The organism is Ensifer sp. 22460, assembly GCF_052044935.1.
Taxonomy (GTDB): Bacteria; Pseudomonadota; Alphaproteobacteria; order Rhizobiales; family Rhizobiaceae; genus Ensifer.
Window position 1 is genome coordinate 17,747 of record NZ_JBQENZ010000016.1, and the last position, 26,175, is coordinate 43,921.

At 59.2% G+C, this 26,175-nt stretch carries 25 protein-coding genes and 1 pseudogene; 9 read left to right on the plus strand and 17 right to left on the minus strand.

Annotated elements, in window-relative coordinates; translation table 11 throughout:
• The first annotated feature begins 9 nt into the window (after positions 1–9).
• From ACTJKM_RS19930 to purU, 3 genes are all read left to right on the plus strand, one after another.
• Complete coding sequence (locus tag ACTJKM_RS19930; protein WP_440637005.1) at positions 10–1,338, plus strand: FMN-binding glutamate synthase family protein; 1,329 nt, start codon at positions 10–12, stop codon at positions 1,336–1,338.
• Between the two features lie 95 nt (positions 1,339–1,433).
• Positions 1,434–2,741: a type III glutamate--ammonia ligase gene (glnT, locus tag ACTJKM_RS19935; RefSeq protein WP_024899787.1), complete on the plus strand. Its 1,308-nt coding sequence runs from the start codon at positions 1,434–1,436 to the stop codon at positions 2,739–2,741.
• A gap of 78 nt (positions 2,742–2,819) precedes the next feature.
• Entirely contained in the window at positions 2,820–3,704 is an 885-nt protein-coding gene (gene purU, locus ACTJKM_RS19940) for a formyltetrahydrofolate deformylase (RefSeq protein ID WP_243016901.1), read from the plus strand.
• A 3-nt stretch (positions 3,705–3,707) separates the two neighbouring features.
• On the opposite strand, the gene ACTJKM_RS19945 is transcribed toward purU, so the two are convergent.
• The 6 genes from ACTJKM_RS19945 to ACTJKM_RS19970 are packed head-to-tail and all read right to left on the minus strand — an operon-like array spanning position 3,708 to position 6,958.
• Entirely contained in the window at positions 3,708–3,956 is a 249-nt protein-coding gene (locus tag ACTJKM_RS19945; RefSeq protein ID WP_243016902.1) for a hypothetical protein, read from the minus strand.
• Positions 3,957–3,966: 10 nt separating this feature from the next.
• On the minus strand, positions 3,967–4,644 hold the full coding sequence (locus ACTJKM_RS19950; protein WP_427142569.1) for a hypothetical protein: 678 nt from the start codon (positions 4,642–4,644) through the stop codon (positions 3,967–3,969).
• 22 nt (positions 4,645–4,666) lie between these two features.
• Complete coding sequence (locus ACTJKM_RS19955; protein ID WP_024899959.1) at positions 4,667–6,064, minus strand: APC family permease; 1,398 nt, start codon at positions 6,062–6,064, stop codon at positions 4,667–4,669.
• Between the two features lie 13 nt (positions 6,065–6,077).
• Positions 6,078–6,245: a hypothetical protein gene (locus tag ACTJKM_RS19960; protein ID WP_024899960.1), complete on the minus strand. Its 168-nt coding sequence runs from the start codon at positions 6,243–6,245 to the stop codon at positions 6,078–6,080.
• 4 nt (positions 6,246–6,249) lie between these two features.
• The gene (locus tag ACTJKM_RS19965) at positions 6,250–6,636 is read right to left on the minus strand and encodes a hypothetical protein (RefSeq protein ID WP_243016904.1); all 387 of its coding nucleotides are present in this window, start codon (positions 6,634–6,636) and stop codon (positions 6,250–6,252) included.
• Positions 6,626–6,958 carry a hypothetical protein gene (locus tag ACTJKM_RS19970; protein ID WP_243016905.1) on the minus strand — a complete coding sequence of 111 codons (333 nt, stop codon included), beginning with the start codon at positions 6,956–6,958 and terminating at the stop codon, positions 6,626–6,628. The genes ACTJKM_RS19965 and ACTJKM_RS19970 overlap by 11 nt, the downstream gene beginning before the upstream one ends.
• 1,313 nt (positions 6,959–8,271) lie before the next feature.
• Here ACTJKM_RS19970 and ACTJKM_RS19975 point away from each other — a divergent pair.
• Positions 8,272–8,856, plus strand: a pseudogene (locus tag ACTJKM_RS19975) (DDE-type integrase/transposase/recombinase); the annotation flags it as partial.
• 18 nt (positions 8,857–8,874) lie between these two features.
• On the opposite strand, the gene ACTJKM_RS19980 reads toward ACTJKM_RS19975, so the two are convergent.
• Both ACTJKM_RS19980 and moaA read right to left on the minus strand, forming a co-directional pair.
• The gene (locus ACTJKM_RS19980; protein WP_440637009.1) at positions 8,875–10,962 is read right to left on the minus strand and encodes an oxidoreductase; all 2,088 of its coding nucleotides are present in this window, start codon (positions 10,960–10,962) and stop codon (positions 8,875–8,877) included.
• 884 nt (positions 10,963–11,846) lie between these two features.
• On the minus strand, positions 11,847–12,890 hold the full coding sequence (gene moaA / locus ACTJKM_RS19985) for a GTP 3',8-cyclase MoaA (RefSeq protein ID WP_024899966.1): 1,044 nt from the start codon (positions 12,888–12,890) through the stop codon (positions 11,847–11,849).
• A gap of 26 nt (positions 12,891–12,916) precedes the next feature.
• Here moaA and ACTJKM_RS19990 point away from each other — a divergent pair, with 26 nt between their 5' ends.
• Complete coding sequence (locus ACTJKM_RS19990) at positions 12,917–13,066, plus strand: hypothetical protein (protein ID WP_161662585.1); 150 nt, start codon at positions 12,917–12,919, stop codon at positions 13,064–13,066.
• A gap of 464 nt (positions 13,067–13,530) precedes the next feature.
• The gene (locus ACTJKM_RS19995) at positions 13,531–14,190 is read left to right on the plus strand and encodes a nucleotidyltransferase family protein (protein ID WP_440637011.1); all 660 of its coding nucleotides are present in this window, start codon (positions 13,531–13,533) and stop codon (positions 14,188–14,190) included.
• A 351-nt stretch (positions 14,191–14,541) separates the two neighbouring features.
• Here the strand turns inward: ACTJKM_RS19995 and ACTJKM_RS20000 are convergent, their stop codons facing one another.
• The 5 genes from ACTJKM_RS20000 to ACTJKM_RS20020 all read right to left on the minus strand — a co-directional run bounded on the left by ACTJKM_RS20000 (position 14,542) and on the right by ACTJKM_RS20020 (position 21,104).
• Entirely contained in the window at positions 14,542–15,612 is a 1,071-nt protein-coding gene (locus tag ACTJKM_RS20000) for an ABC transporter ATP-binding protein (protein WP_243016909.1), read from the minus strand.
• Positions 15,613–15,615: 3 nt separating this feature from the next.
• Positions 15,616–16,485 (minus strand): carbohydrate ABC transporter permease, encoded by an 870-nt coding sequence (locus ACTJKM_RS20005; RefSeq protein WP_024899969.1) that lies wholly within the window; start codon positions 16,483–16,485, stop codon positions 15,616–15,618.
• Between the two features lie 5 nt (positions 16,486–16,490).
• Positions 16,491–17,366, minus strand: a complete 876-nt coding sequence (locus ACTJKM_RS20010; RefSeq protein WP_243016910.1) for a carbohydrate ABC transporter permease — start codon at positions 17,364–17,366, stop codon at positions 16,491–16,493.
• 53 nt (positions 17,367–17,419) lie between these two features.
• Positions 17,420–18,655, minus strand: coding sequence for an ABC transporter substrate-binding protein (locus ACTJKM_RS20015; protein WP_440660739.1), 1,236 nt, complete (start codon positions 18,653–18,655; stop codon positions 17,420–17,422).
• An 82-nt stretch (positions 18,656–18,737) separates the two neighbouring features.
• Positions 18,738–21,104 carry a beta-glucosidase family protein gene (locus ACTJKM_RS20020; RefSeq protein ID WP_440637015.1) on the minus strand — a complete coding sequence of 789 codons (2,367 nt, stop codon included), beginning with the start codon at positions 21,102–21,104 and terminating at the stop codon, positions 18,738–18,740.
• Between the two features lie 192 nt (positions 21,105–21,296).
• On the opposite strand from ACTJKM_RS20020, the gene ACTJKM_RS20025 reads away from it, so the two are divergent.
• Positions 21,297–22,337: an AraC family transcriptional regulator gene (locus ACTJKM_RS20025; protein ID WP_440637017.1), complete on the plus strand. Its 1,041-nt coding sequence runs from the start codon at positions 21,297–21,299 to the stop codon at positions 22,335–22,337.
• A 14-nt stretch (positions 22,338–22,351) separates the two neighbouring features.
• Here the strand turns inward: ACTJKM_RS20025 and ACTJKM_RS20030 are convergent, their stop codons facing one another.
• From ACTJKM_RS20030 to ACTJKM_RS20045, 4 genes are all read right to left on the minus strand, one after another.
• Positions 22,352–22,528 (minus strand): hypothetical protein, encoded by a 177-nt coding sequence (locus ACTJKM_RS20030; protein ID WP_440637019.1) that lies wholly within the window; start codon positions 22,526–22,528, stop codon positions 22,352–22,354.
• Positions 22,529–22,557: 29 nt separating this feature from the next.
• The gene (gene tnpB / locus ACTJKM_RS20035) at positions 22,558–22,716 is read right to left on the minus strand and encodes an IS66 family insertion sequence element accessory protein TnpB (protein WP_440637022.1); all 159 of its coding nucleotides are present in this window, start codon (positions 22,714–22,716) and stop codon (positions 22,558–22,560) included.
• On the minus strand, positions 22,713–22,913 hold the full coding sequence (locus ACTJKM_RS20040; protein ID WP_440637024.1) for a hypothetical protein: 201 nt from the start codon (positions 22,911–22,913) through the stop codon (positions 22,713–22,715). Before ACTJKM_RS20040 ends, tnpB begins: the two co-directional genes overlap by 4 nt.
• Positions 22,914–23,011: 98 nt before the next feature.
• Positions 23,012–23,851, minus strand: coding sequence for an AraC family transcriptional regulator (locus tag ACTJKM_RS20045; RefSeq protein ID WP_440637026.1), 840 nt, complete (start codon positions 23,849–23,851; stop codon positions 23,012–23,014).
• Positions 23,852–24,070: 219 nt separating this feature from the next.
• On the opposite strand from ACTJKM_RS20045, the gene ACTJKM_RS20050 reads away from it, so the two are divergent.
• Together ACTJKM_RS20050 and ACTJKM_RS20055 are read left to right on the plus strand one after the other, a co-directional pair.
• Positions 24,071–24,463, plus strand: a complete 393-nt coding sequence (locus ACTJKM_RS20050; RefSeq protein WP_440637028.1) for a rhodanese-like domain-containing protein — start codon at positions 24,071–24,073, stop codon at positions 24,461–24,463.
• A gap of 36 nt (positions 24,464–24,499) precedes the next feature.
• Positions 24,500–26,161, plus strand: coding sequence for an acyl-CoA synthetase (locus tag ACTJKM_RS20055; protein ID WP_440637030.1), 1,662 nt, complete (start codon positions 24,500–24,502; stop codon positions 26,159–26,161).
• Positions 26,162–26,175: the final 14 nt, after the last annotated feature.

Genomic DNA, 26,175 nt, shown 5'->3' on the forward strand with positions numbered 1-26,175 from the left:
GACAGACCGATGAGCTATCACAACCCCTATACCCCGCCGCGCAAGTCAGCGACCTTTGACGACTATACGCTCGCTGAAATCCGCCGTGCGGCGGCGACCGGCATCTACGATATTCGCGGCGCCGGCACCAAGCGCAAGGTGCCGCATTTCGACGACCTTTTGTTCCTCGGGGCCTCGATCTCCCGCTATCCGCTCGAAGGCTATCGCGAGAAATGCGACACGACTGTCGTGCTCGGCTCGCGTTTTGCCAAAAAGCCGATCACGCTGAAGACACCGATCACCATTGCCGGCATGAGTTTTGGCGCGTTGTCCGGCAATGCCAAGGAGGCGCTCGGGCGCGGCGCGACGATCGCCGGCACCTCGACCACCACCGGCGACGGCGGCATGACGGACGAGGAGCGCGGCCATAGCCAGACGCTCGTCTACCAGTACCTGCCGTCGCGCTACGGCATGAACCCGAAGGACCTGCGTCGGGCGGACGCGATCGAGGTCGTCGTCGGCCAGGGCGCGAAACCGGGCGGCGGCGGCATGCTGCTCGGCCAGAAGATTTCCGACCGCGTCGCCAACATGCGCAACCTGCCGAAGGGCATCGACCAGCGCTCCGCCTGCCGCCACCCCGACTGGACCGGCCCGGACGACCTGGAAATCAAGATCCTCGAACTGCGCGAGATCACCGACTGGGAAAAGCCGATCTACGTGAAGGTCGGCGGTGCACGCCCCTATTATGACACCGCGCTTGCGGTCAAGGCCGGTTCCGATGTGGTCGTGCTCGACGGCATGCAAGGGGGCACCGCGGCAACGCAGGACGTCTTCATCGAGAATGTCGGCATGCCGACGCTCGCCTGCATCCGCCCGGCCGTCCAGGCGCTGCAGGATCTCGGCATGCACCGCAAGGTGCAACTGATCATCTCGGGCGGCATCCGGTCCGGCGCCGACGTCGCCAAGGCCCTGGCGCTCGGCGCCGATGCGGTCGCCATCGGCACGGCGGCGCTGGTTGCCATCGGCGACAACGATCCGCACTGGGAAGACGAATACCAGAAGCTCGGCACTACCGCCGGCGCCTACGACGACTGGCACGAGGGCAAGGACCCCGCCGGCATCACCACGCAGGACCCTGAACTCGCCAAGCGGCTTGATCCGGTCGCCGCCGGCCGCCGCCTTGCCAACTATCTCAAGGTGATGACGCTGGAAGCGCAAACCATCGCGCGCGCCTGCGGCAAGAACCATCTGCACAACCTGGAGCCGGAAGACCTCGTGGCGCTGACCATCGAGGCGTCCGCCATGGCGCAGGTGCCGCTCGCCGGCACCAGCTGGATCCCCGGCAAGGGAGGCTTCTGACGTAAAATGCCACGCCGGCCGCCGCCTGAAACTCCCAAGCCGGGCAGCGGCCGTTTCCATGAAAAAGTGTCTGATAAATCCAAAAGGGGAACACAGTGACACTCGATCTTGCCACCTACGCCAAGGACCGCGGCGTGAAATATTTCATGATCAGCTATACCGATTTGTTCGGCGGGCAGCGTGCCAAGCTGGTGCCCGCCGAAGCGATCGCCGACATGCAGAAGGACGGCGCGGGCTTTGCCGGTTTCGCGACATGGCTCGACCTCACGCCCGCCCATCCGGACCTGTTTGCCCTGCCGGATGCTTCCTCCGTCATCCAGCTTCCCTGGAAGAAGGATGTGGCCTGGGTCGCCGCCGATTGCGTCATGGAGGACAAGCCGGTCGATCAGGCGCCGCGCGTGGTGCTGAAGAAGCTGGTGGCCGAAGCCGCCAGGGAGGGGTTGCGCGTCAAGACCGGCGTCGAGCCGGAATTCTTCCTGATTTCGCCGGATGGTTCGAAGATCTCCGACGAGTTCGATACCGCGGAAAAACCCTGTTACGACCAGCAGGCGGTCATGCGTCGCTATGATGTGATCGCCGAGATCTGCGACTACATGCTCGAACTCGGCTGGAAGCCCTACCAGAACGACCACGAGGATGCGAACGGCCAGTTCGAGATGAACTGGGAGTATGACGACGCGCTGCAGACGGCCGACAAGCACTCCTTCTTCAAGTTCATGGTGAAATCCGTTGCCGAGAAGCACGGCCTGCGTGCCACCTTCATGCCGAAGCCCTTCAAGGGCCTGACGGGCAATGGCTGCCATGCACATATTTCCGTCTGGGACCTCGATGGCAGGACCAATGCCTTTGCCGACAAGGCCATGCCGTTCGGCCTCTCGGCCAAGGGCCGGACCTTCCTCGGCGGCATCATGAAGCACGCCTCGGCGCTTGCCGCGATCACCAATCCGACGGTCAATTCCTACAAGCGCATCAACGCACCGCGCACCATTTCCGGCGCGACCTGGGCACCGAACACGGTGACATGGACCGGCAACAACCGCACCCACATGGTCCGCGTCCCGGGCCCCGGCCGGTTCGAGCTGCGCCTGCCGGATGGCGCCGTCAATCCCTATCTGCTGCAGGCGATCATCATCGCGGCCGGCCTTAGTGGCCTGAAGACCAATGCCGATCCGGGGCCGCACCACGACATCGACATGTATCGCGACGGCCATATGGTCACGGACGCGCCGAAGCTGCCGCTCAACCTGCTCGATGCGCTGCGCGAATACGAGAAGGACGAAGCACTGCAGGCGGCGCTGGGCACGGAGTTTTCCGCCGCCTACATCAAGCTGAAGAAGAGCGAATGGAACACCTACTGCGCCCAGTTCACGGCCTGGGAACACGCCACCACGCTTGACATCTAGTCCCCGAGCCACCCCTGTGGCCGTTTTCCCCGCGTCGACAGGCGCGGGGATTTTTCACTTATCGCGAGGAGATCCGATTTGACGACCTTCGTCCTGACCGTCACCTGCCCGTCCACCCGCGGCATCGTCGCCGCGATTTCCGGTTTTCTCGCGGATATGGCGTGCAATATCGTCGACAGTTCGCAGTTCGACGATCTCGGTTCGGGCCGCTTCTTCATGCGCATCTCCTTCATTTCGGAGGAGGGAAAAACGGAAAAGGACCTGCGCGGAGGACTGAAGCCGATTGCCGAGCGGTTTTCGATGGAGACGGAGCTTTACGATCAGGAAAGGCGCATGAAAGTGCTCCTGATGGTTTCCCGTTTCGGCCATTGCCTCAACGATCTGCTCTATCGCTCGCGGATCGGCGCCCTGCCGATCGACCTCGTCGGCGTGATCTCCAACCACTTCGATTACCAGAAGGTGGTGGTCAACCAGGACGTCCCCTTCCACCACATCCCTGTGACGAAGGAAAACAAGCCGCAGGCGGAAGCCAAGATCATGGAGATCGTCGAGACGACCGGCACCGAGCTCGTCGTGCTGGCGCGCTACATGCAGGTGCTCTCCGATACGATGTGCCAGCGCATGTCGGGCCGGATCATCAACATCCACCACTCGTTCCTGCCGAGCTTCAAGGGCGCCAATCCCTACAAGCAGGCCTATCAGCGCGGCGTGAAGCTGATCGGTGCAACCGCGCATTATGTGACGGCGGATCTCGACGAAGGTCCGATCATCGAACAGGACACCGTGCGCGTCACCCACGCCCAGTCCGCGGAGGACTATGTATCGCTCGGACGCGACGTGGAGGCACAGGTCCTTGCCCGCGCCGTCCATGCCCACATCCATCACCGCGTGCTCTTGAACGGCAGCCGCACCGTCGTCTTCCCGCCGAGTCCGGGAAGTTTCGCGTCCGAGCGCATGGGCTGACTGTCAGGCCATGCGCAAGCGCGCGCGCCTGTAGGCCTCCGGTATGGACAAGGCCCACACGAACAGGCCGCCGGCATGGCGGCCTATGAAGGAATGTTCCGGCGTCGTCGTGAGATAGGACAGGATCGCGAACATCAGCACGAAAAGCGCAAAACAGAGGCCGCGGCGGGTTTCGCCCAGGAGCACGTGACCGCCGCCGGGCAAGAGTACGGCGGCCGCGAGTACGGAATACGGGTTGATGGCCTTGCGCATGTTCGTTCCTTCAGCCTGCCTGGCGAATTGTGCTGCCTGAGGCAAGCTCACGCAGATCGACGGCGACGCCAAGCGCCTTTTGCAGGCCGGACACCGCAATCGCCTGGATCGAGAACCGCGCCTGCCGCAACAGGAGATGCGATGCCGGCTCGCCCTGCGCGGCCTGAACGACGATCCTGACAAAATCGGCGTCGACGACCAGTTCCTTGACCGTCTTGTCGGCGGTGAAGCCGACGATACCGCGGCGCAATCCCTCCCAGCAGGCATCCTCCGACCCGGCATTGCCGCGCATGAGGGCTGGCACGTCCGATGGCGGCGGGGCGATCCAGTCCGTGAAATCATGCACGACGGAGTAGAACTCGGCGCCCGTCGGCCGTGCAAGAAGGCCAAGCGACGGCAGCGCGGGCAGATCCTGGAAGAGCGTCACGCGCAGCCACAATTGAGGAAGCCGGCGCGTGATCAGCGTGTCCGTGATCACCTCCAGCTTGACCGGCGTGCCGTCTGCCATGCGGCCGAGCACGATCGGGTGCCCGTCGGCCGCATGGGTGAAGCGCGCGTCGTCCAGAAGATCGCCCACCTGGTCGAGCAGGCCCCGTCTTTGCGTCATGCTCTTGCGTTGCTCCCGGCTTGCCACCCAGAGCACGCAAAAGCATCCGATGCACAGGATCACGATTGTCTGCCAGACCATGGAAGCCGCCTCCTGCTCAGCCTCAGTAGCCGTTCGGGCGCGGCCACGGCATGGTGAACTGATCCCCTCTGCGCACGAAGCGGTATCGGCGGAAATGGAACCAGAGGGAGGCGACGATGTAGAAGCCGATCATCGCGATAAGCTGCGTACCGTAGCCGAGGAACACCGCGAAATAGGCCGTCGAGCAGAGCAGGAACAGCACGATCGTCGGCAGCGGATGCAGCGGATGGACATAACCACGCTTGATGCTGCCCAGCGGCCATTTCTTGCGGAACATGACCATGTTGAACGTCATGAACGTGTATCCCAGCAGACCGGACAGGATCGAGAACGTCACGACCTGGTCGAGCGGCGCGCCAAGCGCGAAGATCAGCGCGATCGGGACGAGGAAGACGATCGAGCGGTAGGGCGTGCGATAGCGCGGATGGACGGCGCCGAACCAGATCGGCAGGTAGCGGTCGCGTCCCATCGAGAACCAGGCGCGGGACGCATCATTGATGCAGCCGTTCGCCGACGCAAGCGTCGAGAACATCGTGCCGATGAAGAGCAGCACCATGAGGCCGCTATTGCCCGTGACGCGTGCCGCGTCGAACAGCGGCGTACCGGCCTGGCCGAGATATTCCCAGGGAATGAGGCCGGAGCAGACATACCAGGTCATGGTCGCGGCGATCAGCAGCGTCATGATCCCGGCCATGGTGCCATAGGGCAGCGAACGCGCCGGCGAGCGCACTTCCTCGGCCGCCTGGCAGGTGCCTTCGATACCGAGATAGAACCAGAGGCCGAAATGCAGGGCGGCAACGATGCCCACCCAGCCGTAAGGCAGGGGATCCGTCGTCACGGCCGAGAAATCGAGCGGCACCTGCGAGCCGCCGAACTGGACGACCAGGAACAGAGCGACGATCGCAAGGAAGGCGATGGCGGTGATAACGAGATTGAACGTCAAGGTCGCCAGAACGCCCCGGTAGTTCAACCAGGCAAGGAACATGATGGACAGCACGATGAAGGGCTGCTGGCTGAGCCCGCTATGCCCCTGCAGGCCGGCAACCGTATCGAGAAGGAAGCCGATCGTAATGGCATTGCCGGCCTCGAGCATCGTATAGGCCATGACGAGAAAGAGGCCGACATTGAAGGCCATGAGCGGCCCGACGATATGCTTGGCCTGCGCATACTGGCCGCCTGCCGCGGCAACCGTCGACGTCACCTCCGAATCGATCATGGCGACGCAGGTATAGAGAAGGCCGGCGACCCAGCAGGCGACCAGGCCGGCAATCATGCCGCCTTTGCCCACCGAAAAGTTCCAGCCCATATATTCACCAACGAGAACGATGCCCACGCCGAGCGCCCAGATATGGGCAGGGCCGAGAACGCGGAGCAGCTGCAGTCTTTCCGGTTGCCCGGCCGTCGCTGGAGATTTCGACATGCGCTTGTCCCTTTTAGATGACGTGCCGCTCTGCGGTGGCCTCGATTTCACCCTCGCGGGAGGATGTCAGCAGGTCGTTGTCGTAGGTAGTGTCGACGCGCGCCATATCGTAGAGCATGGCGATCGCGAACACGGCCGAGAGCGCCCAGGCGGCATATTCCAGGATGTTCCAGAGATCCATGTGCTCACCTTTTTCCGTTCGGGCCGAAGCGCTCGTCGATCACCTCGCGATACTCCTTGTCGGAAAGCCTCACGACGAGGAGGAAGTAGCCGATGACGAGCACCGCCATCACGATGAGCGCCGACCAGCTGAACGAATAGTCGAAGCGGGCCGTGATCATCTCGTTCACGCTGGCCGGATCGGTGTAGCCGAGGGCCGCCCATTGGGCCTGCTCGCCGGCATTCTGGCCGAGCGCTTCCCATGTCGGGTTCTCGATGGGCGCCGGCGTCTTCGCCGCACCCGCGAGGCCGAGATAGAGGGGAACGTAAAGGGCACCGACGGTCAGGACGAGAAGCGTCAGAACGTCGAAGATCTGCCCGGCGAGACCCTGTTGCGGCGGTTTATAGGCCATGATTAGCTCCTTCCCGGCGGCGGGCGCGCATTTCATCGAGGTGCTTTAGGTCCAGCCCGTAGATGAATTCCCTATCTTCGACATAGTGGCGAAGCATGGCGATAATGGCCGCGGAATTGAAAAGCAGAACCAGCGCGCAGAAGATCGAAAGGATGATGCGGATGGCCGGGATCGAAATGAAGGGCCATACCGTGAAAAGGGCAAACAACATCGTACACCAGAGCACGACGATAAAAGAAATAAGGCCGGCACGATCCCGCGCGTGCATTTTGTCGATGCGGCGGGAAAGGTGTATATCCACACCTTCGCTATGCGACACCATGCGCTCTCCTCCCCAGAAGAAATTGCCCCCCAGGCAACTTAGTTTCGCAGTGGGAATATGAACGGTTGCCGCGAGATGTCAAGCAAACCCGCGCTATTTTGCCGCACCAATCGTCAAAGCGTCATCCACGAGGCAATCACCAAAGCCATGGTGCCGGAACCTGGGGATCAGGCGCAGGGACCACCGGATGCGACGGCGCCAACAATGGCTGGCCCGGCGCGGGAGAGCGCAGGTCACGGCGGCTTGGCGGTCGGGTCAGAAATGGCACAGTCGCTCGAAAGCCATTTCTGGATATGAACCATGACAGAACCAGCGTTGTCGCGCTGCCACGGAGTTGACGCAAGACCTGGAACACGTGGAGCAGGCTGCCCGACCTCGATCGGCAGATCCCGGGCACCTTCGAACGTGTGGAGGTCCGGTGTGAAAGCCGGGACGGCACCTGCGGTCCCCCTCCGATTCCCAAGATGGCGCAGAGCCTGCAAAGCTCTATGTCGGTCTTCTGAGTTATCTCAAGTTCATCTGCCAGCTGATTGATAATTTTCGTGAACTCGCGATCTGGTCCAAATAGATCGCGACCATCTCTCGCACAACGGCGGGTAGGACCCTGGCCTCGTCGGCTAAGGCTTCCTCCAGCACTCTCACGCTTGCCGGCTTCAGATCGGAACGGTGGCCAGAATGAAATCGCGATAGGCCGGCTCGTTTGGAACCAATGGCCGACTTCATCTGAATGCGCACTCTGCCGGACCAGACATTGGTGGGCGCGGAAAGCGACGGCACAACCCTTCGTGGCGGCGCTTTTCCTGAAGAACCGCATGGATGGCCGTGGCGCCGCCTTCACGATCGCTTCGGCGTCTTAGCGGTCGTTCTCTGACGCTTGACCAAGGGTTTCACCTAGACGGCCGGAACCAACCGGACTCGTGCCCGTGTGCTGCGTCACTCGACCCCAATGATGCGACGTCGTGCACGCGTCCATAGCAACCACGCAAGCCTGCTAATCAGTCAGCAATACGATCAACGGCGACTTTGACAAGGCGCAATTGAAACCCGGCCGTGCAAACTTGGAAGTTACCCTTCACCGGGTCGATTGTCGGCATGCTCATCTCAGTCATGAATGTACCCTCCGATTGGTTCTGAACCGTCATGACCGCTGGGTGGGGCATCCACCGCCTCCGTTCAAATTGTGCGACAAGTAGCCATGGATGAAACGACCCAAGGCCTTGCTTATGCGCATCAAAACTCCTCCCAATCAGACGAAAGAGCAGCGTTGCCTTGGAACGAGGCATACAGTTTGGCTGAGAGCTGACGCGCCGGCGATGGAGCAGGACGTGATGTGGCCGCGACGGCAACTGAGGCCTGTCCGGAAGCGCAAGCTGATCGACGGGATGCTGTTGGACTGGGGCATATCGATCCGACGGGCCTGCAAGGTCCTGAGGTTCGACACGTCGCCCTACCACTACAAGTCCCGCCGCACCGGACAGGCCCCGCTCGAACGACGCATCAAGGAGATTTGCGAGACACGCGTGCGGTATGGCTACCGGCGGGTCCATGTTCACTTGCGCCGCGATGGTGGGAAGATCAACATGAAGAACACACGCAGGATTACAGTGAGTTAGGCCTTCAGCTGCGTAACAAGCACCCCAAGCGCCAGGAAGGCAAAGCTCCGGGAAAATCGTCAGGAAGCCGCCGGCCCGAACGACGTCTGGGCGATGGACTTCGTCCACGACCCGCTCGCGACCGGCAAGAAGCTACGCATCCTCGCCGTGGTCGACACGCACTCGCGCTATTGCCCCGCAGCCGACGTCCGCTTCACCTACAGAGGCGAGCATGTGGTCCAGACCCTGGAGGGCATCTGCCGGAAGACCGGCTATCCGAAGACGATCAGGGTGGACAACGGCAGTGGGGGCTCAGGTCAAGGGTCAGCGCGTACCACCGAATTGGTCCCAGTTATTCGCTTCTCGTACCAAAGGTCGCTCGATCAAATAATTAATGTCGCCGATTGGCCTTTGGTCAATTTCTCGACCGAACCGATGTCCTGAATGAACCGCATCTGCGATTGTGCCTGGCGCATAGCAGTCGCCGACCGCATGGACGGTGAAGTTCAGCCGGTTGTCTGCAACTGTCTTTCGCAAATCACGAAGTAGACCGTCGTTCGGTGAGCGTAGACAGATCATTACCACCGTCGTGGCAGGCAACCGGATTTCTTTCCCGGTGTAGATGCAATGGGCTTCTACCTCGTCGGTGCCGACCTCGACTAGACGTCTAGCCGTGACGAGCTTCACACCCAAGCTGAGCAAAGCTTGGTGGACGACCTCGCGCTCGGACGTATATTTAAGTAACGGAGAGGGTTCTGGATCGGGGGTAAGGATCGTAACCTCCAGACCTTGCTTGGAGAGCTTTTCAGCGATAACTCCTCCTAGATAGTAGCCTTCATCATCATAGATAACAACCGGCCCTGTAATCGTCTGGCCCGCAAGGACGTCATCGGGAGTGATGACGTGTCCCTGGTCCCAACCCTTGACCGGAAAACGGTTTGCCTTGCCGATTCCGTCCCGGTCCCACCTTGCTCCAGTTGCGATGAGTATTGTTGAAAAGTCAAAATCGCCTACATCGGAACATTGTATTTCACTTCCGAGGTAGACATCGATATTTGGAAACTTGTTGATCTGACCGATTCGATAATCTGCTACGCGCCGATACGTTGATAAACCTGGTAGTGTCGATTCGAGCACCGATCGACCTCCAAGGAAAGTGTTTCTCTCAGAGAGCGCAACAGAATAGCCGCGCCGTCCAAGTGTTAGAGCCGCCTCAAGTCCTGCTGGACCCCCGCCAACAACAAGCACGCGTGCATCAGACCCCTTTCCCGGAACGCGTTCGGGATGCCAACCTCGCCGCCATTCTTCCCCCGTTGTTGGATTTTGCGTGCAACGGATCCCACCACCCATGTATTGCATGGACAGGCACGTATTGCAGCCTATGCATTCACGAATATCGTCGATACGACCTTCTTCAATCTTTTTCGGGAGAAAGGGATCTGCAATCGACGGGCGTGCCGCTCCGATCAGATCGACCAAACCCTTCTTGATGAGCGACACCATCCGATCTGGTGACGTATAACGCCCGACGGCAACCACGGGCTTAGATGTTACTTGTTTCACAAAGGCGGTAAACGGTTCCTGCCATCCCTCATCGGCGAATCGCGCGGTCATTACATCGAGATTGATGTTCTGAATGTTAACGTCCCAAAGGTCAGGCAGTTCGGCCAGCATTTCGACGACCCGTCGACCGTCTCCACTGCAGGTGTAGCCCGCATCGCCAAGGCCCTCATCAACACCAAAGCGGACCGCAACTGCACAGTCGGATCCAATTTCTTCTTTGGTATCCTCAATCAACTCACGCAACAGTCGGGCGCGATTGGCAATAACTCCACCGTATTCATCGGTTCGCCGATTGACACGTTCCGTGATAAAATCGCCGGGCAATCCCATCATGTGGCTCGCGTAGACGTACACGATGTCGAATCCGATTTCGCGTGCGCGCCGGGCAGCAGCGCGATGCCATCTTCTAACGTCGCTAATATCCTGCTTATCCATCTGCCGGACGACAGCCGGTACATCCATTGCAGGCCTGGGTGAGGCAGACATCGGGCGCTCTCGGGACATTCGGTTTCCGGCAAGCGCACCCTGATGGGTCAACTCGCACCCTGCAAGCGCCCCGTGCTTTTGAACCGCCTCTACCATAAGCCGAAGTCCGGGCTTATCATCATCCGACCAAAGCCGCTCACCACCGCTCGGGGATGAATCCGAGGAAGGATGGATCATACACAATTCAGTGTTTACGACACTCCAACCGCCCTCTGCTTTGATTTCTCTGAACTTTGCTGTCGCGTGCGGAGAAAAAGTACCAAGCGCTGTACAGTGCGGAACTTGGTAGAAACGATTTTTTGTCGTCTTAGGTCCAATTTTTACGGGCTCAAAGAGTACGTCGTATCGCGGATCACGTGCCATGCAACCTCCCACGGTTTGCCGCTCAAATCAGCTGCATAAAACCCCACCGTTGCCGCGTGCATTAATAGGATCTGTCTGCAAATGAAGCCCGTCCCAGACGAGACAGGTATTTGAATGCCCCACCGCTTGACGCACCCTGCCCCGTGTAGTTGGCGCCATCACGGCTGACGCCAACTACACGCGTCCTCTAAGGTGAAGAGGACGCCCCGGCTGATGGAGATCACCACTCGATGGTAGGACACTCAATCGAGGTGGAGCCTTCGCTGTTGTCGAAGCAGCTGCGCCACCAGCCTAGCAATGTTGCGATAGCTTGCAACATATTTATTCGTAGTTTTATTTTTTGCGCAAGCTAGCTGAACTCAATACAAAAGAGCACAGAGAGCAACAATTCAACTAAACGTACTATTTATAACGATTTATTCGATATGTTTTTCCCTGGCGCCAATTCTATCTGCCAACGTGAAATCATCGATGATCGTGGTCATTCATCTTCGGAATAATTCTTCTGCTCGACAAGCCTCCATTTGTAATTGGCAATGGTTTCGCAGGGTATGGGTCAAATTTCAAACTCGTTTGATGCTGACAGCGACGGCGGGGAAAGTGCCGGAGCGCCCGCTGTTGGCAGCTGCACCTCTTACCCGGTAACAGATGCAAGGCTACCTGCCCAAGCATGGCGTTTGGCGCGACAACACTGCCTGCCTTTGCCCTGCAGAAATCTCTCCCCGAATCCGGCAACACGTTTATCGTGAGCGCGAAGAGCGGCCTACGTGACTGGGAGAGCATGTGTGGTAGATTTTCGCCTGCCTGTTTATAGTCCGGCGTTTCCAGCGCCGGTCAAATTGCGGCGAGGGCGGTTCAACGCTGGTTTCCTGGCTGTGCTAAGCTCAGCCGCCAGTGACGCTCATGTGGCGGGCAACGGCGGGTATGTTGCGGGTGCGGTCGATGATGAAGTCGTGGCCCTTGGGCTTGCGGGTGATCGCCTCTTCGATGACGCGCGATAGATATGCGTCGTCGTCGGAAGCCCTGAGCGCCGTCCGCAGGTCGGCGTCGTCATTCTGACCGAGGCACATGTAAAGCGTGCCGGTACACGTGAGGCGGACGCGGTTGCAGCTCTCGCAAAAATTATGGGTCATCGGCGTGATCAACCCAAGCCGCCCGCCGGTCTCAGAGACACTCAGATAACGGGCGGGGCCGCCGGTCTTGTAGGTGAGGTCCGAAAGGGTGAACTCGCGGGCGAGGCGATCACGCATTTCCGACAGTGGCAGGTAGTGGTCGGTGCGATTCTCGTCGATCTCTCCCATCGGCATGGTTTCGATCAGCGTCAGGTCCATTCCGCGCCCATGCGCCCAGCGCAGCATGTCGGGGATCTCGGTATCGTTGAAGCCCTTCAGCGCGACGGCGTTGATCTTGACCCTGATGCCGGCCGTCTGCGCCGCGTCGATGCCTTCCATCACCTTCGACAATTCGCCCCAGCGGGTGATCTGCCTGAACTTGTCGGGATTGAGCGTGTCGAGCGAGACATTGATGCGCCAAACGCCGCAATCGGCGAGTTCAGAGGCAAAGCGCGACAGCTGCGATCCGTTGGTGGTCAGGGTCAGTTCATCGAGAGTGCCCGAATGGACGTGCTTGCCAAGCTCGCGAACCAGCAACATGACATTCTTGCGCACCAGCGGTTCGCCGCCAGTCAGGCGCAGCTTGCGCACACCCTTGGCGATGAAGGCGGAACAGAGCCGGTTCAATTCCTCCAGCGTCAGAAGATCCTTCTTCGGCAGAAAGGTCATGTTTTCCGCCATGCAATAGGTGCAGCGGAAGTCGCAGCGATCCGTCACCGAAACCCTGAGATAGGTGACGGCGCGTCCGAACGGGTCGATCATCGGCGCTGTGGGATCAATCTGAGTGCCGACCTGGTCGATGGTGACGGTATCCAACGAAATTCTCCTGTTGAATTAATGTCGTGAGCGAAACGGGCGGCGTTAAAACCCGTGAACACATTCTTTCCGTCGAGGAAAGTGAAGGCAAAGAATTCCTTCCGCCAGGCATCTGCGATATTGCGCAACGATCGAATTGCGCCATTTTCATTGCCCTGTTACCGGGTTTTGCTTGATCTTGTCCAGTCGATGCCGGACAGCAGAAGCAAGAACTGTGCATCGAACCATTTGCGGCCGGACGAACTTCCACTCTTAGCCATTTTGTCGCAGGGATCATGCCTCACCTGCCCGGGAATGCGGCGCAACCGATCAAGCCGTTTTGCCGGGAGACAAAAACATGGGTCTGGAGGCCCATAGATCGCAACGCGCCGGCTAGGCGAAGTGCTCTCTCGTGCAATTGCGCGTAGGTGAGCGTCGCGGAGTCGGTATCGGTGGGCTTCCGACTGTTGCAGAGTAGCCTTTGATCGCCCAAAATGGGATATGTTTAATATTAGACACTCTGACGAACGGGAACAGGCGCAGCGCTGACGAGCAATCGAAACGCACCGTTTCCCATCCTCGCAGCACAAGTTTGGTCGAAGGCCGCATCGACCGCCTCAAGACATTCCGATGTTGCGGCTTCTCGACTGGCGATCTACGGATGATTGAGCGGCAGAAAACGGTGACAAGGAGCTCGGGCAAGCGTGAGCAACCGATCTCCGTTTCCATTGTCCTACTCGCGGCGGGACTATCGAGCCGGATGGGTGAAAGCGGTGCTCATAAGCTGCTCGCCGAATTTCAAGGCGTGCCGCTCATTCGCCGATCCGCGATAATTGCAAGCAAGTGTGAGAGCCATTCGGTCGTCGTAGTGACCGGCTATCGGCATCACGACATCGGGGATTCGATCTCAGACCTCCCAGTCGCGCTCGTGCACAACCCCGGCTTTCCGTCCGGCATGGCAAGCTCAATCGCTGTCGGTGTCGCGGCTGCCGAGGCCAATCAGCCGAGCGGAATAATGATCATGCTCGCCGATATGCCCACGCTGACCGGGGCAGATCTTGACTCTCTCATATCGGCGTTTCGGGATCACGAAGCTGCGTGCATCATCCGCGCGGTGGCCGGCGGGAAATCGGGCAATCCAGTGGTTTTCCCCGGCATGCTTTACCAGGAACTGAAAAGCCTGAACGGTGACAAGGGCGCGAGAGAGCTTATTCGCGCTTCCACCCTGCCCGTCATCGATGTTGAGATCGGTGATGGCGCGCTTATCGATGTTGATACCCCACATGCCGTTGAAGCGGCAGGTGGCGTTTTGCGTAAATAACGAATAGCGGCTCTTTTTCAATGCGAACGGATGCAATCACTGACTTCAAAGTCGAGAGACGCCACCACGCTTTCCCACATAAATGAGCTCTTCCAGTAAACCTTCTTCGCCGGAGCTTGGAATACGAACTGTCGAGGCTGTGGAAAATTGTTTGCCTCGGTAGATATCCATCCCAATCACGTTAGGAACTCCAGCACGCGTCAGCGTCGGAGTTGACCCAATCGTCGGCCCACACTGGAGCCGGGCTTTCGGCAGCCGCCTGGGTGCCAAAGGGACGCAGGCCCGCAAGCGTCGACCTGCAATGCGTTTTGCAAACTTGCTATGAGTTATCTTGGCGATGCATCGGCGCGCTCAAAGACGTCGTTGGTTCGCGACGGAGAAAAGTGACGCTTTGGCGATATCGAGCTTCAATCCAACCTCCTTCGGCGTTGCGCGCGCCGATGCTACGGCGAGACGCACGCTGAAGCGCTTGCCAAAGCAATCGAACCAGCCAAGGGCATCCGCGCCGAGCAATTCTATGAAGGACAAGGTCGCCGGCAGGCTGCCCGGCGCGCCGCGATCAACGACGCTTATATCCTCGCAGCGCACGCCTAACACCGTTTCGGCCAGATTCGTAGCATTTTCAAATTTGTACTCGGAGACATCGATTTGGGTATTGTCCGTAACGAAGCTCGCCTCGCTATCCAGCCGGCCATTCAGGAAGTTCATGGAAGGTGACCCGACGAAGCCGGCGACGAACAGGCTGGCCGGTTTCTCATAAATGGCCTGCGGATGGGCGAATTGCTCGACCTGCCCCTTGTACATGACGGCCACACGGTCAGCCATGGTCATGGCCTCGATCTGGTCATGGGTGACATAGATCATAGTGGACTTTAGCTTTTCGTGGAGTTGCTTGAGTTCGACGCGGGTTTCGGCGCGCAGCTTGGCGTCTAGGTTTGAAAGCGGTTCATCGAACAGGCAGATCGATGAGGAACGCACCAGGGCCCGGCCGATCGCCACACGCTGGCGCTGTCCGCCCGACAGCTGGCCAGGCTTGCGCTCCAGCAGCGGTTCGATCTGCAAGAGCTTCGCCACCCAGTCAACCTTTTGCGCGATCTCAACCTTGGGGGTGCCGGAGATCTGCATGCCGAAGGAGAGGTTGCGCCGCACCGTCATGGCCGGGAAGAGAGCATAGGATTGGAACACCATTGCGAGGCCCCGCTCGCTAGGCTCCAGGCCGACGACGTCCCTGCCGTCAATGACGATCTGTCCGGCGTCGCAATCGTCCAGGCCGGCGATCACGTTGAGCAGCGTGGACTTGCCGCAGCCAGAAGGGCCGAGGATGACGACGAACTCGCCCTTCTCGATGTCCATGTCGACGGATTTGAGGATGTCGAGGCCGGCATAGGATTTCTTGATTTGGCGGAGGGAAATGCTGGACATGGATCAACCCTTGACGGCGCCGGCGGCGATGCCGCGGACGAAATAACGGCCGGAGAGGAAATAGACGACGAGCGTCGGTATGGCGGTGATGAGGGCGGCGGCCATGTTGACATTGGGATTGGCCGCGCCACGGGCATTATTGACGATGTTGGTCAGTTGCACCGTCATCGGCAGATTGTCGTTGCCGGCGAAGATCAGGCCGAGCAGATAGTCGTTCCAGATGCCGGTGAACTGCAGGATCGCCACCACAACGAGAATATTGGTCGAAATCGGCAGGATGATCGACCAGAAGGTGCGCAGGAAGCTGGCGCCTTCCATGCGGGCCGCCCGGCTGATTTCATCCGGCACGCCGACATAGAAATTGCGAAACAGCAGCGTCGTATAGGGCAGGCCATAGATGACATGCACGAAGACGATGCCGGCATAGGTGCGAAACAGCCCGATATTGCTGAGGATCTTCACCGTCGGATAGAGCATGGCCTGGTAGGGAATGAACAAGCCTACTGTCACCAGCAGCATTGTGATATTCGCATGGCGCGATTTCCATTGCGCCAGCGCGTAACCGTTCAGCGCTCCCGCCAGCGTCGAAATGATGACTGCGGGGATGGTGATCTTGATCGAGTTCCACACACCGGGGCGCACGCCTTCGCAATCGAGGCCGGTGCAGGCGCTCTTCCATGCGGTCACCCAGGCATCGAAGCTCGGTGCGAACGGAAGGGTCAGGAGGTTGCCCTGGCGGATCTCCTCGATCGGCTTCAGCGAATTCATCAACACGAGCAGCAGCGGCATGAGGAAGAAGATCGCAGAGACGACGAGGAAGGTATAAAGGCCGATGCGCGCGGCGCGTGGCGCGAACGGTTTGGACTGGGCCAGCGCGATCATGTACGCCTCCGGAATTCGCTGTAGAAATACGGCGCAAGCAGCAGCAGCGAGAGCAACAACATCATAATCGACGCTGCCGACGCGAGCCCTAGATTGACGCGGGCGAAATAGAAATCGACGGCGAATTTCGCGGGCATTTCAGTCGAAATGCCGGGACCGCCCTTGGTCATGGCGATAACGAGATCGTATCCGCGGATGACTTCCGACATCAGAAGCACGACGCAGGAGGCGATGACCGGACGCATGCCGGGAAAGATTACCTGGAGATAGGCCCGCCACAGCGGAATGCCCTCCATTCGGATCGCCTTCCACAGATCGGTGTCGATGCCGCGCAGGCCGGCGAGAACGATGACCATGATGAGACCGGCGGAATGCCAGATGCTGGCGATCACCAGCGTGTAGAGGGCGCGGTCGGGGCGCACCAGCCAGTCGAAGGTGAAGCTTTGCCAGCCGATGGAGTGCATCAGCGCCTGCAACCCGTTGGAGGGATCGAGCAGCCAGCGCCAGGACAGGCCGGTGACGATCAGCGACACAGCCAGCGGATAGAGGAAAATGGTGCGGAACAACGATTCAGCGCTGATGCGGCGATCCGCCAGAACCGCCAGCAGCATGCCGAAGGCTAGCGTACCAACGATGTAGAGTACACCAAAAATCACCATGTTGACGCAGGAAACGAGCCAACGCTGGTTGGCGAATAGCTTTACGTATTGGCCAAAACCAATGATCTCGTAGCTCGGCACCAGTGTCGACCGCGTCATCGACATGTAAAACGTCCAGAAAATCGAGCCGTAAAAAAATATCGCGATAGCGGCGAAGAACACCGCCACGGTGATATCTGGCCTGAAGGCCTGCCGGTTGAGCCAGCTTGTCATTCCGAGGTCTCCCGAAACCCTCATGGGCGGCGAGGCGCCGCCCTTCTCAAATATTATTGGCTTTGGAGGATGCCACTCAGGGTCTCGATCGCCGCCTCAGTCGGCATCGTCGGGTCGGTCCAGAATTGCGTGGCGAGATCGGTCAACTGGCCGTTCAGGTCTCCCGCAAGGGCGACATAGGCGGAGTTGACCGCCTCCCCCGGCCTGGCGAGCATGGAGATCCCCTTGGCCGCACAAGCGTCAAGCGAACTGGTATCGACGTCGAGGCGGGACGGAACAGAACCCTTGACCGCGGCGATCTTCGTTTGGACGACCGGGTCCATCACGGTTTCTGCCAGCAGCGTCTGGCCGTTGATGCGGTCCTCATCGCTGTTAACCGGGAAGGCGAAAATATCAACGATCACGGCATAAGCGGGCTTTTCGCTCGGCGTCAGGAAGCAGCCGAACTCCTTCCCGGCCGTCAGCCCGCCCGCGAGAAATTCGCCGCGCGCCCAGTCACCCATGAACTGCATGCCAGCCTTGCCGGTGATGACAAGATTGGTCGTGTCATTCCACGAACGGCCGGGACTTGCCGGATCAGCATAGGTCGAAACCTTGCGGTATAGCTCGAACGCCTTGGGCAGGATCGGAGATTTCAACGCCTGCGGATCGCGTTTGACGAACAGTTCGTTCCAATAGTCCGGTCCGCCCAGCGCAAGGATAAAATCGGTGAGGATCGAGACCTCTTGCCACGGCTCGCCGCCGACAGCAAAAGCGATGTAGCCGGCGGCTTTGAGCTTGTCTGCAGCCGCAAACATATCGTCAATGCTCTTCGGTTCTTCAAGCTTTAATTCATTGAACAGCGACTTGGAATACCAGATCCAGTTATCTGCGTGGATACCCACTGGCAAGGCGACCAGCTTGCCGTCTACATTGAGCTTGTCCCAGATCAGGGGTGCCATCAGCTTCTGCCAGCCGCCGGTTTCTGCCAGATCGTTGAAATCGCGAAGCTGGCCCGCTGCGGCAAGGTCGCGCAGTGCCGCGTTCGGCGTCATCAGGACGGCGGAGGGCGGCTCCCCGCCGGCGATACGGCTGGTGGCGGCAGCTATGGCAGAGTCGAAATCGGCCGACGGGCTGTCGATCCATTTGCCGCCCCGCGCTTTGTAAGCATCGGCGATGGCGTTCATCGCCTTGGATTCACTGGAGCTGGTCCAGTACTGCTGGACATCGACCGTCTGGGCATGTGCTGCGCCGGCTACCGCGAGCAAGCCGAATAGGGTCAGTGTGGAAGAGAGGCGTGTCACGTTCATTTTCATTCCCCTTTTTCTGCAACGTGCTGTCGGTTCCGGTTCGACAGGATGGAGAGGCGCCGCTTTCTGCGCCCCGGAAATGTCAGGCGGCCTTGCCGGGAGCAGCACCCAGATCGCGGTTGATGCTGTCGAGAAGAGTGGCCATGTCGCTCTTGGTGATCTTGTCGCCCGCGACCCAGGCCACGGTGTTGTAGATCCCGAGGAAGGAGCCGCCGCAATATTCCAGCATCTTCTCGGTCTCCTCGTCGTCGAGGTCGAGCTGGACCTGTAGGAAGGCGCCGAAGCGCTTGCGGGCGAATTCCTGCTCCAGCACCATGGAGGGCTGGCTTTCGACATTTAGGATGGTGAGCGGCAGCGCTGCCGCATCGACATCAACCACGCATTCGCCGCGAATGTCGCGGGAGGAGGCGGCGACCTCGATGCTGAACTTGCCGACATCTAGCAGCCAGCGGCGATAATCCGGGTCGTAGTAGCGCAAATCGCGAGCCTCGACGGTAATGGACACGCGCTTCGTTTCGCCGGGTTGAAGCTCAACCTTGGCGAAGCCCTTCAGTTCCCGCAGCGGGCGAATAAGACGCGGCGCATGAGGACGGGCATAGACCTGCACGATCTCCTTGCCAGCGACCGGGCCGGTATTGGTCACGTCGACGGAAACGGTCAGTGTGCTTTCGGCATCGATTCGCTCACGATCGGCCACGACATTGGCATAGTCGAAGCTGGTATAGCTGAGGCCGAACCCGAAGGGGAAAAGCGGCTGGAGCTTGCGCTTGTCATAGGAGCGGTAACCGACATGGATTCCCTCGCTATAGACATGACGGTTGTTTTCGCCGGGATAGCTGAGGAACCCGGGCGTATCCTCAAGTTGAACCGGGAAAGTGACGGTGAGCTTGCCGCAGGGATTTTGGACGCCGAACAAAATATCGGCCACTGCGCGGCCCGCTCCCTGACCGCCGAAGAAGGCGGAAATCACCGCAGGCGTCTGGCCGATCCACGGCATGACCACCGCATCCGGGATTGCCAGAATGATGGCCATCTTGGCGTTGCGACGCGACAGCCGGTCTATCAACTCGTCCTGGCCGTCATGCAGGTTGAGATGGACACGGTCCGAACCTTCGCCGTCATAGCCCACTTCGGTATTGCCGAAGAAGAGCACGATATCGGCAGCGTCGATATCGGCGAGCGCGGCCTGTTCCGTGGCGCAGCCGGCATCGAAATCGGTTACCCCATGGAAGCTGATAGCCGCGGTGGGGGCCAGCCGGCGGATTTCGTCAAGCGGAACATCGACATCGGTCGGCCGGGTGGTGGCGCAGCCGGATCCTTGGATGACCGGCTCCTTCGCAGCAGCGCCGACCACGACGATGCGCTTCAGCTTTGCCCCGTCCAGCGGTAGCAGCCCGCCCTCGTTCTTCAGCAGGACGGTCGATTCCGCGGCCATGCGCCGCGCCAGTGCATGATGCTTTCTGTAATCCACCGTCACATCGTCGCGGGCGCCATTGTGGGCCGTGCGCACCAGCTTAAGGACGCGCTGGCAAGCCTCGTCGAGCGCTTCCATCGACACGCGGCCATCCTTTACGGCATCCAGCAGTTCCTGCTTGCGCGCGCCGCTTTCGGGCATGTCAAGATCGTTGCCGGCGTTCAGCGAGGCGGGGCGGTCCTTGATGCCGTGCCAATCGGACATGACGAGGCCGTCATACCCCCATTCGTCGCGCAAAACCTCGGTAAGCAGCCAACGGTTTTCGGCAGCCTGAACGCCGTTGAGGCGATTGTAGGAACTCATCACCGTCCAGGGATTGCTCTTGCGGATCGCCCGCTCGAAGCCTTTGAGGTAGATTTCGCGTAGCGCTCGTTCCTCGACATCCGAACTCATCGTGGTGCGCTGCACCTCAGAATTGTTGCAAGCAAAGTGCTTCAGCGATGCGCCTACGCCGTTGTCCTGCATGCCGTTGATGACGGCGGCGGCAATATCGCCGGAAACGACCGGGTCTTCGCCATAATATTCGTAGGAGCGACCGGCCAGGGCCGTGCGGCGGATATTAATGCCGGGGCCGAGCAGGATGTGGACGCCGAACGCCTGACATTCGACCGCCAGCGCTTCGCCCAGTTCGTAGGCCAGATCAACATCCCAGGAACAACCGAAGGAGGAGCCGTTCGGAAAGCAAGTGGCCGGACGGGTGGCGCCGAAGGCGCCCTCGACGCCACGCGACGGGTCCGCATTGACGACGCTGAGGAACGAGGCAAGCTGGCTGTCGCTATCCTGCGGACCCTCGATCTGGTCGATCGAATAGCGCACACCGTAGGTGCCGTCAGTCATGAGGATTTCCGGGATGTTTAGACGGTAGTTGGTTGCTGTGCGCCACAACCCCTGGCCGCTTACCAGCGCCACCTTTTCTTCAGGCGTCATCTGGTCCAGCAATCCGGCCAACTGCTTGTCGGAAATGTTCCATTTCATCGGTCGTCTATCCTAATTTTGCGGGCACAGGCCAGCCTACTCCGGCAGGCCTCCTCGCCTTTGCGGCTCCCACGCCGCGCCAAAGAATGTCTTAACGATGTCACAGGAAACGCGATGCATCTAGCCGCGAAACTTGTTCTGGATATAGATCAGTTTTTGATATTTAGTGCTTTTGAAAGTAGGGAGGAGCACATGAACGTCGCCTATCTTAGTCAGGACCACTGGTGCGAGCGGAGCGGTTGTGGATTCGAAGATCACGGTCCATTCGGCCAATCCTACTGCCGAGCCTTTGTACATGGCTACGCCGACGTACCATACCACTGGCACCGGGAAATGGAGATAGTTTTCGTTCTGCGCGGGAGCTTCCGTCTGATCGTCAACGGGCAGGTCTGCGAGATGCACAAGGACGACCTCATCATCATCAACGGCGATGTCCCCCACAATTCCACGTCGATTTCCCGCGATGCATTGATCTGCGGCGTGCATCTCGACAGCAGCCATTTCGAGCGCATGGGACTGTCAGGGTTTTCCAGCCGGCAGTATCTCTGCCGCACGTTCCTGCATTGCCGCTCTTTCATGAACAAGGTCGCCCCGATCAAATCGCTGATCGCTCGCATTATTGTCGACCAGGCCGGTCGGCCCGAGGAAGAAATGGCGCACCAGACCGTCGCCAATCTCTTGGCTTGCTATGTCTACCGCTGGATACCCTTTGAGGATGCCGAGACCGCGAATGCCCAAATGCGCGCCGACAGCCGCAATCGCATCTTGCGCATTATGGATTCGCTCGGCGGCCAGGACGAGGGCCAGCACCTCAACGAGATCGCGGAGGCGGAAGGCTTGACCGTCAGCCATCTTTCACGGCTGTTCAAACGGCATCTGGGCATCGGTTATCGCGATTATTCGCAAAACCTGCGGCTCGATAGCTGCGCGGGCGATCTGCGCACCACCGACGATACGATCAGAACGATCATGGAGCGCAACGGCTTCGGCAATCCCGCCGTCTTCTACAACAAGTTTCGGGCCCGATTTGGTAGTAGCCCGGCGGAATTTAGACGCGGCAGCCGCCCTCTCCGTCCGCAGAGCCTCCTTACCGACGAGGATACTTCCACGGCTTTGAAAATTCTTTCCACTCATGCGGCAGGATTAGGCAGGGCCGCAGACCTGGCAGTCGGGCTGAACGCAGCAAAGCGCCATGTCGTCCTGAGCGCTCCTCACCATGCCAGCCTGAGCTGACGTTGGGATCTAGGCTAGCAGTCAAGCTTGCTTTTTCGAAAGCAAGTGTCGATGAGCTGGTTAAGCGCCTTGTGCACCCTGCCGATGAATCGGTCGCCCGCACCCGTAAGGCTGACGCCGCCATGCCCGCGAATGAACAGGGCAACGCCAATTAACTTTCCGGCTTCAAGCCGCTTCAGGTAAAGTGACATGCCGATCCCGTCGTGCCATAGAACGTTGATCAGATGACCCTTGCGACCCGAAAGCAGAAGATTTCGCCGCTATGACGATCGCGGCCAAGATCGTGTTGCACTTTCAGCGCCAGGCTGTTCATACCACAGAGCATGTCCGTTACACCATCCGCGATCGATACCTTCACCCCAGCCGGAAAGGCGATCATGACGCATCCAGGACCGGCCACAGCCGGGCAAGGATGGTCGGATCAAGCGACGCCGAGATCATCAGCCGTCGGCCGTTCGGCAGGCCGATCTCAATCGTTGGCTGCTCGGGCAGTGGGCCCAAACCGCGGCGCACGTTCACGTTGACAGCGGCGCGAGCTCCTTCGGTGTCATAATGCTCTTTCGTCACTACGGGCACACGCCGACTTCCTTCATGGATGCTCTCTCCTCCAATTGACGTTCTGACGAACATCACTCTGGCACATTGCGATGCCGTCGGGAGGGGCATCCACTCCATCAGCTCTTAGTGGAAATCAACAGCTCACGACAAAGGAACAAGCTATCGGTGCGCCCACCGTGTTGGGTAAGCCATCCCGTGGGCGAGCATCCCATTTCCCTGCGAAACGCGTAGGTAAATGCAGAGGTGGAGCTGAAACCTAGGTCGAGCGCAATGTCCGTTACCCGCCGTTTCGCGCTTAACCATTCTACAGCTCGGAACAGACGCATTCGATGACGCCAGAGATGTAAACTCATCCCAACCTCGGCATTGAAATGGCGGGCGAGAGTTCGCGAGGACAGTCCGGCATCGGCTGCCCAATCATCTATATGGCGCGGATTGTCAGGGCAAAAATAGAGCACTTCGCAGATGTCACGTAAATGACTGCTTCGAGGCCAAGGAAGGTGGAAATCAAGCTGCCTAAGCCGTGTTATCTGAGAAAGTACGACAGCATCGAGTCTGTCACGGTAAAGCGCCTCGTCGGCATCCTGCGCGATTGCCGCGATTTCCACGATCAGCAAGCGAAGAAGCGGGGAGACGGAAAGAACGCTGCACTTCTCAGGCATGCCGAGGTCGGGCGCCTCCCCAATATAGAGGTTTCGGAACTCTACGTCGTCAAGAGCGGCTGTAGTGTGGCGCACGCCGGCCGGAATCCAAATCCCCTGCTCCGGTGTGATGACATAGCGCGCGTCATCAAGCGTCACTAAGAGTGTTCCTGCGGTGGCATAAACGAACTGGTTCCACGAGTGCACATGCATGGGAAAGGCATGCCGGGCTGCAAGCGCCTGAGATCGCAAGAAGACCGGGCGGGGCAACGCAAGGATTTTCGGGACATCGACGGTGTGCCAAACGCGTTTCATGAGAATACCCCCTGATAGAAAATGTCTGATTGTTGATGCCAGTGGTCTGTTTATCGAAAGACAGACAATTCGACAACGTCTATGCTCGCTTGCGATTGGCTGGCCTTGGCGTCGACGTCGGGCCAACTCGCTCGAGCCCGCCTCGCTATTCAGTATATCGCAGCGATTGGATTGACCCCGCGGCACATCAAATTGGTTCAAAATGAACGGAGAGGACGTATGGCAATTGGTTACAAGCAGATGCTCGCCGAAGCTGACGCCGAAGTTGCGTCGGTAACTGTCGAAGAAATGGCGGGGCGTTTTAGCTCTGACGATATCGTCATGGTCGATATCCGCGACCCGCGAGAATTAGAACGCGATGGCATGATCCCAGGTGCATTCCACGCTCCCCGAGGGATGCTCGAATTCTGGATCGATCCAGAGAGCCCTTACCACAAACTGGCGTTCGCGCAACGCAAAACCTACGTATTCTACTGCGCGTCCGGCTGGCGCTCGCTGCTTGCTGCCCGTCTTGCCATGCAGATGGGCCTTGATGCCCGCAGCCTACGCGGGGGTTTTGGAGAATGGAAAAAGCAGGCGCAACCCGTCGGCGAAAAAGCTGCGCGCGGCTAAAATCAGCCGGAATGACCTGCGGGAAGGAATATGCGAATGGAAAAATACGAGGATGGTTTGGGCCGGTGCCCGGCCAATCACCAGCCGTTGACGCCTATCTCATATCTTGAGAGGGCCGCGTTGACCTACCCCGATCAATTGGCGGTGGTTCACGGAGCAACCAGAACCAGCTACCAAGAACTATGGCTGAACTGCCGGCGGCTGGCGTCGGCACTCATCAAGCTTGGAATTGGAAGGGGCGACACCGTCTCGGTGCTTTTGTCCAACACGCCGCCAATGATAGAAGCGCACTATGGCGTAGCCATGGCTAATGGCGCAGTGCTGCACTCGCTGAACTATCGGTTGGACGGACCGGCTATCGCGTTTCAGCTTGATCATGCCGATAGCAAAGTGCTGATTGTGGATCGCGAATTTTCAGCGCTCGCCGCGGCAGCACTCTCGACGCTCGATAATCCTCCGATCGTTATCGACTACGACGACCCCGAGTTCCCCGTAGATGCTCCTCAACCGAAAGGTCCGCGCATCGGGTCACTGGATTATGCCGAGTTTCTTGAAGCGGGTGATCCGGAATTCGTTGCCCAACCGCCCCAAGACGAGTGGGACGCAATCTCGCTAAACTACACCTCCGGCACGACCGGCAACCCCAAGGGCGTGGTCTGCCATCACCGTGGGGCAGCCCTCATGGCGCTGAACAAGACAATCCATGGGGAAATGAGCGGGCATCCCGTTTATCTTTGGACATTGCCTCTCTTCCACTGCAACGGATGGAGCTTTTCTTGGACTGTGTCCGTCCAGGCAGGTACTCATGTCTGCCTACGCTGGGTTCGGTCTAAGTCGATCTACGATCTTATAGTAGAACATAGGGTAACCCACCTTTGCGGCGCGCCTATCGTCATGTCGACATTGCTAGACTCTCTAGACGAACACAAACGCCGCTTTTCTCATGAAGTCCTCTTCATTACCGCCGCTGCGCCGCCCCCGGCGGCCGTTCTGGCTGCGATGAAGGAAGCGGGGTTTCGCGTCCTGCATCTCTACGGATTGACGGAAACCTACGGTCCGGCCGTGGTCAATGAATGGAAAGCCGAATGGGATGAACTTCCGCCTGCTGATCAGGCCGCACGCAAAGCACGCCAAGGTGTTCGCTACCTCTCGATGTCGGACGTTGCGGTCCTGGACCCCAGGACTATGGAGCCGGTTCCCGCCGACGGGGAGACGCTTGGTGAAGTGATGATGCGGGGCAGCGTCGTAATGAAGGGCTATCTGAAGAACAGGAAGGCGACTGAGGAAGCGTTTGCCGGTGGCTGGTTCCACACCGGCGACCTCGGAGTGTTGCATGCCGACGGTTACATTCAACTCAAGGACCGCTCGAAGGACATCATAATTTCCGGAGGAGAAAACATCTCTTCGATCGAGATCGAGGATGTGCTGTACCGTCATCCAAAAGTATCGCATTGCGCCGTTGTCGCGATGCCTGATCCTAAATGGGGCGAGCGGCCCGCAGCATTTGTCGAACTGCGTCGGGGTGTGGAAGCAAGCGAAGAGGAACTGCTTGACTACTGTCGAAGCACACTTGCCCGTTTCAAATGCCCATCTAGGATTATCTTCCAGGACCTGCCGAAGACCTCAACCGGCAAGATACAGAAATTCGTGCTTCGAGCTCGTGCCGAGGATTTGGCCTCAGACGGCAGTGCCGGGTGACCGCATTTAGACCG